The sequence below is a fragment of the Corallococcus aberystwythensis genome, assembly GCF_003612165.1.
GTDB lineage: Bacteria > Myxococcota > Myxococcia > Myxococcales > Myxococcaceae > Corallococcus > Corallococcus aberystwythensis.
Window position 1 is genome coordinate 1 of record NZ_RAWK01000399.1, and the last position, 6,517, is coordinate 6,517.

Consider the following 6,517-nt stretch of genomic DNA (forward strand, 5'->3'; position numbering starts at 1 on the left):
GGATGCGGTGGGGCGCAGCCACCAGAAGACCCCGGCTCCGATGAGGAGCGCGAGCACGACCCCTCCGATGACCACCGCCGACGGCTTCCGCATGGCGCCCCTCCAGGGTGGGCGACTGTAGCAGCAGGGCTGACGTGGCCCCCAGGGAGGGGCGTCCGGCCTGGCACTCCAGAGGGGGCGGCGAAAAAAAACAGGGGCGAGCCAAGGTTTTTCGCGGCCGACGTATTGAAGGCGAGGTGGGGATGCTGGGGGCAGAGCCGCCGGTATCCAAGGGCTCGGAACGCAGAGCGGACCGGGCAGAGGGGGAAAGGGTTTCGGGGGTCGATCTTCCGGGACTCAAGGTTTTTGGCAGTCGACGTTTTGAAGGAAAAGCAGGACGGACGCGGAGCTTTGGGGGCCGCATCCGGATGAGGGGGACCCCTCGGGGGAGGGGTTGAGTTACTGGGAGCGCGTCGAGGGGGCGCGCTCCCAGTATTTTTTTGTGCGCCAGGGTCTGGATCCGCGCGGGGGCGCGAGGTCGGCCGGGCCACGACGCCCTAGATAGACTGGCCCGCCATGAGCGCTCCGTCCTCCTCGAAGCCCTGGAATGAAGCCTTCGAGGACTACTTCCGGTGGTCCACGACGGGGCCGCAGACCGTGGGGATCGACCTGGGCGCCAGCCCGCACGCGCCGATGGCCAGCCACCCGGTGCTCTGGCGGCTGACCCTCCCGTTGAAGAACCCGATGTCGAACGGGCTCCGGGACAGCGATGAGAAGGACGCGGTGTTCGCGGTGCAGGACGCGCTGGCGGCGTGTTTGCGTCCCCTGGGGCTGCTGATGGTCGGGCACCTGGTGGAGCAGGGCGCGCAGGTCGTCTACCTGTATGGCCCGAAGTCCGTCTCGGTGGAGCAGGTGCTGCCCCTCGTGCAGGCCCATCAGGGGGCCTATGACGTGGGCGTGGCGCGGACGCGGGACGCCCGCTGGACGGCGTATCTCCGGACGCTCTTCCCGGCGCCCTTGCAGTATCAGGTGAGGCTGAACCGCCAGCGGGTCGCGCTCCTGCGGACGGAGGGGGACCTGCTCGAAGTGCCCCGGGATGTGGCTCACCGCGCGCACTTCCCATGGGAGCGGCAGGCGGAGGTCGCGGAGGCCTGGCTGCGGGACCAGGGCTTCGAAGGCTTCGAGCGTCAGCCCGTCGCCGTGTCCGGGATGCTGATGTGGCGCCTGGACTTCCACCGGGTGGACACCGTGGACGAGGCGCGGGTGGACGAGGTGTCCGAAGAGATCCTCGGCATCCTGGAGTCACACGAGGGCACGTATGACGGCTGGGGCTGCCTGCTCGTGACGGAGCTGCCCTAGCCGCTGGAGACCACCCGCAGGGGTTGGGCGCCTTCGCGCGGGGGCTTCGCGGCGCCGGGCAGCTCCAGCACGTGGGCGCCTTCGGCCTCGAAGTGCTCTCGCAGCCACGGGTGGCAGGTGAAGGCGATGACCTGGTGGTGTTCCGCCAGCCTCGCGAAGAGCCGCACCGCGCCCCGGGCCCGCTCCGGATCGAAGTTCACCAGCACGTCGTCCGTGATGAGCGGCAGCGCGCCTCGCGTCTCTCCGAAGTCGCGGATGACGGCCAGCCGGAATGCGAGGAACAGCTGTTCCCGCGTGCCCCGCGACAGCTGCTCCGCGCTCCAGTCCCTCGCGCCATCGCTCACGCGCAGCTCTCTCGCGTCGCCCGCCGGAATGAAGACGCGGCGGTAGCGTCCCGCCGTCAGCTCCGAGAACAGCTCGCTCGCCAGCTGGATGACGCGGGGCTGCTGCTCCTCCTCGAACCTCCGGCGCGCGCGTCCCAGCAGGGCCAGCGTCACCCGGTCCGCCGCGTAGCGCGTGGCCAGCTCCGCGGCCTTCGCCCGCAGCGTCTCCTCCTGGATGCGCAGCCGTGACACGCGGTCGTCGTTCTCCCACTGCGACAGCTGCGTCTTCAGGCTGCCCTGCTCCGTGAGCACCGCCTTGTGCCGCTCGCCTTCGGTCTGGTGTCGCTCGCGCAGCGTGGCGAGCTGTTCCTTGAGCCCCGGGTCGCCACCCGCCGCGTGTACCTCCTCGCGCGCCATGTTCTCGCCCATGCCCGTGAGCGCCTGCACCCGCTGGCCGTGCTCGCGCACCCGCGCCGTCAACTCCGCGTACCGGCGCGCCTGCACCGCGCGGCGGCGGAAGGTGGCTTCGTCCTGGCAGCCTCCTTCCGCGAGCAGCGCGTCCCATGCCTGGTCCTCGTCCAGCACCAGTTGGTCCAGCCGCGCCTTCTCCGCCAGCAGCTCCCCGCGCTGACCGTCCAGGTGCCGTTGGTCCGCCGCCCGCGAGCGCACCTCCTCCAGCGCCACGGACACCCGAGCGGCCACCGTCTCCGCGGGCCCTGGGGGCAGGCCCGCCGCTCGTGCCTCCTGAAGCAGCCGCGCTGTCACCGCGTCGCACGCGGCCTCCGCCACGGTGAACTCCTCCTCGTCCGTGCGCAGGTCCAGCAGCCGCTGCCGCAGCGCCGCGGCATCGCGCCACAAGGTCAGCGCCGACGCCGCGGAGAGGGCCTCCGGGAAGCGGCGTGCCACGAGGAACGCCCTCCACTCTTCACGCAGCAGATCCTCGCGTTGATCCGCGCGCAGCCGTGCCTCCTCCACGCGCTGGTCCTCGCGCACCGCCACGTCCCAGGCCGTGCGCAGGGTGTCCTCTTCACGCAGGAGCAGCTCGCGCCGCTCCGCTTGCGTCAGCAGCTCCGCGAGCAGGGACTCCTGCGCGGCCAGGTCCGCCAGCGACGCGCCCGGGGACAGCCCCGCCGCGCCGGACGCGTGCAGCAGCTCCCGCTGAAGCAGCTCCTCGCGCGCGCACATCGCCGCCTGCACCGAGCGGAAGCGCTCCTCCTCCTGCTGCCGCCAGCGGTGCCGCGCCGCCTGCGCCTCCAGGCTGGCGTGCCGTGCCGTCTCCACGCGATGGCGCACGAGCAGGAGCAACCCCACCAGCATCATCCCGCCCACCGCGCACAGCATGCCCACCGTCACGTTGGCGACCCACGCCGCGAGCACCGCGAAGCCCATCGCCACGCCCGCCGCCGCCACCACCCACGACAGCGGCAACAGCGAGCGCAGCGGCACCGCGTCCGTGGGCGCCCGCACTCCGTCCATCTGGCGGCGCTGCTCCAGGCGCTGCTCGGCCAGCCGCTCCAGGTCTCCACGCACCGCGCGCATCCGCCCCAGCGCCGCCTGCCGCTGACGCACCTGCGCGGGCCGCTCCTCGGGCAGCGCCTCCACCTCCGCCTGTACCCGCCCCAGCGCCGTCTCCAGCCGTGCCCGCTCCTCGCGCGTGCGCGTCTGCTCCGCCTCCGCCTGCGCGAGCGCCGCGTTCGCCGCGTCCAGCCGGCCCGCCAGCGATTCCAGCTCCCCACGCGCCCGCGCGCCCAGGTCCAGCGCGAGCAGCCCGCCCGCGTCCACCGCGAGCCCCAGCTCTTCCAGCGACTGCTCCAGCTGCCGCCGCCGTGACGTGAGCGCCGCCCTGCGCGCGGGCAGGGCGCGCAGCTGCTCCGAGTGCCCGGAGTACGTGGCCAGCGCCATGCGCAGGGATTCGGCGCGCTCGCGCACGGGCCATGGGGCCGCCAGCCGTTCGCGCGCTTCGTCGATGGGCGTCAGCCGCTCATGCAGCTGCGCCTGCTGGGCCCGGTATGTCTTGCGCCGCTGGAGCACGTCCTCCAGCCGCGTCTCCGCGCCCGGCGGGAAGGTGTCCAGCACCGGCAGCGTGGCCAGCTCCGCCCGGTCGCGCGCGAGCACCGCCAGGTCCCCCAGCGCGGACTCCAGGCGTGCAGCGTGGTCCAGCTCGCGCTCCACGTGCTTGCGTGCCACCTCCAGCGCGTGGCCCTCCGCGATGCGCTCCGCCAGCCGGTCGCGCGTGGAGAAGTAGAGCGCGGGCCGGTCTCCCGCCTCGCGCAGCGCCTGCTGCACGTCCTCCAGCTCCTTCATCACGCGGTTCAGCTCGGGCTTCTGTCCACGCGGCGCGTACAGCCCTTCCGCGTCCTTGCGCAGCCGCTCCACTGCTTCGGGCAGACGCCGCGCGCCCTGCATGCCCGCGGCGAACAGCGCCTCCGACACGCCGCGCTGCTGCGCGAGCCGCTGGAAGGAGGACAGCTCGTCCAGGCGGAAGGCGAACACCTCGAAGAACAGCTCGCGCGGCACGTCCGCCAGCGCCTGGTCGAGCAGCGTCTCCGGCAGCGGCTGTCCCTCCGGACCGCGCACCGTGAGCGTGCCCTCCGACGCGCGCTTCCCGCCGTGACGGTGCACCACCAGTGGGCCGGATGCTGTCTCCAGCCACAGCTCGCCGCCGAAGAGCGCGCCCTCCGGTTCGTAGCGCTCCGGCTGGCCGCGCTTCTCGAAGCCGAACAGCACGCCGCGCAGGAACGCGAGCAGCGTGCTCTTGCCCGCCTCGTTGGGCCCGTACAGGAGCGTGAGCCCCGGCCCCGGCGTCCCCGAGTACCCCCGGAAGTGCCCGAAGCCGTCCACCTGGAAGCGGTTGATGCGCAGCCCCGGCTTCATGGCGCCTCCTCGTGGAGCTGCTCCACGCCGCGCTGCCCGGCCTGCGCCACCAGCTCCGGCCGAGGCGCCTCCAGCGCATCCACGCCCAGCCGCTTGAGCCGCTGCCCCAGCGTCGTCAGGTCCTCGTCGTCCCACAGCGACGCGAGCGCCGCGTCGTCGTGGGACAGCGCCTGCGCTTCGTCCAGCAGCGTGCCCAGGAAGCCGCCCCCGGCGCGCACCGCCTCCAGGTCCACCTCCGGCCGGCTGCCATCCTTCAGCGACTCCAGCAGCACCGGCGGATGGGCTCGCGCCAGCCGCTCGCGCAGGTCCGTCTCCAGCTGCGCCCTTGCTCCCGGCCGCGTGAGCTCCCGGTGCAGCGGACCGCGCCCGGCCAGCGTGAGGCGCACCGCGTGCCCGTCGAAGTCCTCCGCGCAGCGCGACTCCACCACCTCCGTGGCCACCGCCTGGAGCATGTCCAGCGACGTGACCCCGGCGAGCGGCACGTCCAGCCGGTGCCAGCGCACGCGGTCCACCGGCACGAACCTCCTGCGCGCGACGCCGTCCTCCACGTCCACCACCACGCAGCCTCGCTCGCCCGTCTCGTGCACGTGCCGGCCCTGCGGGTTGCCCGGGTACACCGCCACGCCGCCTCCTGGCAGCAGGTGCTCCGCGCGCGTGTGCACGTGGCCCAGGGCCCAGTAGTCCAGCCCGCCCGCCGCCAGGTCCGCGGCCGTGCAGGGCGCGTAGTTCGCGTGGCCCGCGTCGCCGCCCAGGTTCGCGTGCAACAGGCCCACGCTGAAGTGCTCGCCGGTGCGGCGGAAGCGCGCGGACAGGTTCTCGCGCACCTCCACGTCCGGATAGGACACGCCCTGCACGTGGCACAGCCCGCGGCCCTCGCGCCGCACCTCCACGTCCTCCCACTCCGGACCGAACACCTTCACCGACGCGGGCAGCCCCAGCGTGCCGCTGTCCCCGCTCAGCGGATCATGGTTGCCGTGGACGATGAAGGTCTGGATGCCCGCGTGGTCCAGCCGCGCCAGCTCCGTGCGCAGGGCCAGCCGCGCTCGCACCGAGCGGTCCTTCACGTCGAACAGGTCCCCGGCCAGCAGCAGGAACGTCACCCGTTCGCGCAGGCACACGTCCACGATGCGCGCGAGGGCGTGGAAGGTGGACTGCTGGAAGCGCTCCAGGAGCGGGCCGTGCGTGGCCACTCCCCGGAACGGCGTGTCCAGATGGAGATCCGCGGCGTGCACGAAGGAGAAGCGCATCGTGCGGGCACCGTACCCGAGTCCCGCCACCTACCCGACTTTCCCGCCCCGAAGGGTGATGCGCCGGTGGACATCGGGAGTGCCCCCAGGTCGTACGCGGCGTTCACCGGTGGAAACCCGGCACGTTGGACGCGTGTCCAGCCCCCTTGCGCTTCGCGCGAAGCTCCAGAGGGAACAGGTGAGACAGGGGCGCGGGCGCGCCAGCACGGCCCGCCCGCGCCTCCCCGAGGCCCGTGGTCTAGCGGGTGGTCTCGTTCCCCGAGCCGCCCATGTCGCCACCCGTGCCGCTGCCGGTGGTGTTGTTGCCACCGGACGTGTCCATGTCGTTGCCGGAGCCCGGCGTCATGGAGCCACCGGTGTCGCTGCCCGAGCCACCCGAGCCCTCCATGCCGGAACCCGAGCCTTCCATGCCGGAGCCGGAGCCCTCCATGCCGGAGCCACCCATGCCCGCGTCACCCGCGCCGCCCATGCCCGCGTCGCCCGCGCCGCCCATGCTCGGCTCCTCCATGGTCGAACCCGACGAGTCCTGGGGCGGGGTCGTGCTCTCTTCCTGCCCCGCGCCCATGCTGGGGTCGGAGCCCTGGGTGCCCTGAGTGCTTCCGGAGCCTCCCGTTCCGCCGCCCATGCTCTCCTGCGAGCGGTCCTTGCTCTGACACCCGGTCAGGGTCATCGCGCCCGCCACCGCCCCCAGCACCATCCATCGCGTAAAGGTCTTCATGTCGAACCCCCCCGTGT

General features: G+C 72.9%; 4 protein-coding genes. 1 reads left to right on the forward strand and 3 read right to left on the reverse strand.

Annotated features, from left to right (window positions below):
• The first annotated feature begins 555 nt into the window (after positions 1–555).
• Positions 556–1,338, forward strand: coding sequence for a DUF695 domain-containing protein (locus tag D7W81_RS38795; RefSeq protein WP_120560382.1), 783 nt, complete (start codon positions 556–558; stop codon positions 1,336–1,338).
• Here the strand turns inward: D7W81_RS38795 and D7W81_RS38800 are convergent.
• The 3 genes from D7W81_RS38800 to D7W81_RS38810 all read right to left on the reverse strand — a co-directional run.
• A complete protein-coding gene (locus tag D7W81_RS38800) occupies positions 1,335–4,535 on the reverse strand; it encodes an AAA family ATPase (protein WP_120560383.1) in 3,201 nt (1,066 codons plus the stop codon). The genes D7W81_RS38795 and D7W81_RS38800 overlap by 4 nt on opposite strands.
• A complete protein-coding gene (locus D7W81_RS38805; RefSeq protein WP_120560385.1) occupies positions 4,532–5,782 on the reverse strand; it encodes a metallophosphoesterase family protein in 1,251 nt (416 codons plus the stop codon). Before D7W81_RS38805 ends, D7W81_RS38800 begins: the two co-directional genes overlap by 4 nt.
• Positions 5,783–6,020: 238 nt before the next feature.
• Positions 6,021–6,517: hypothetical protein (locus D7W81_RS38810; protein WP_438503402.1), on the reverse strand; the 497-nt coding region annotated here is incomplete at its 5' end.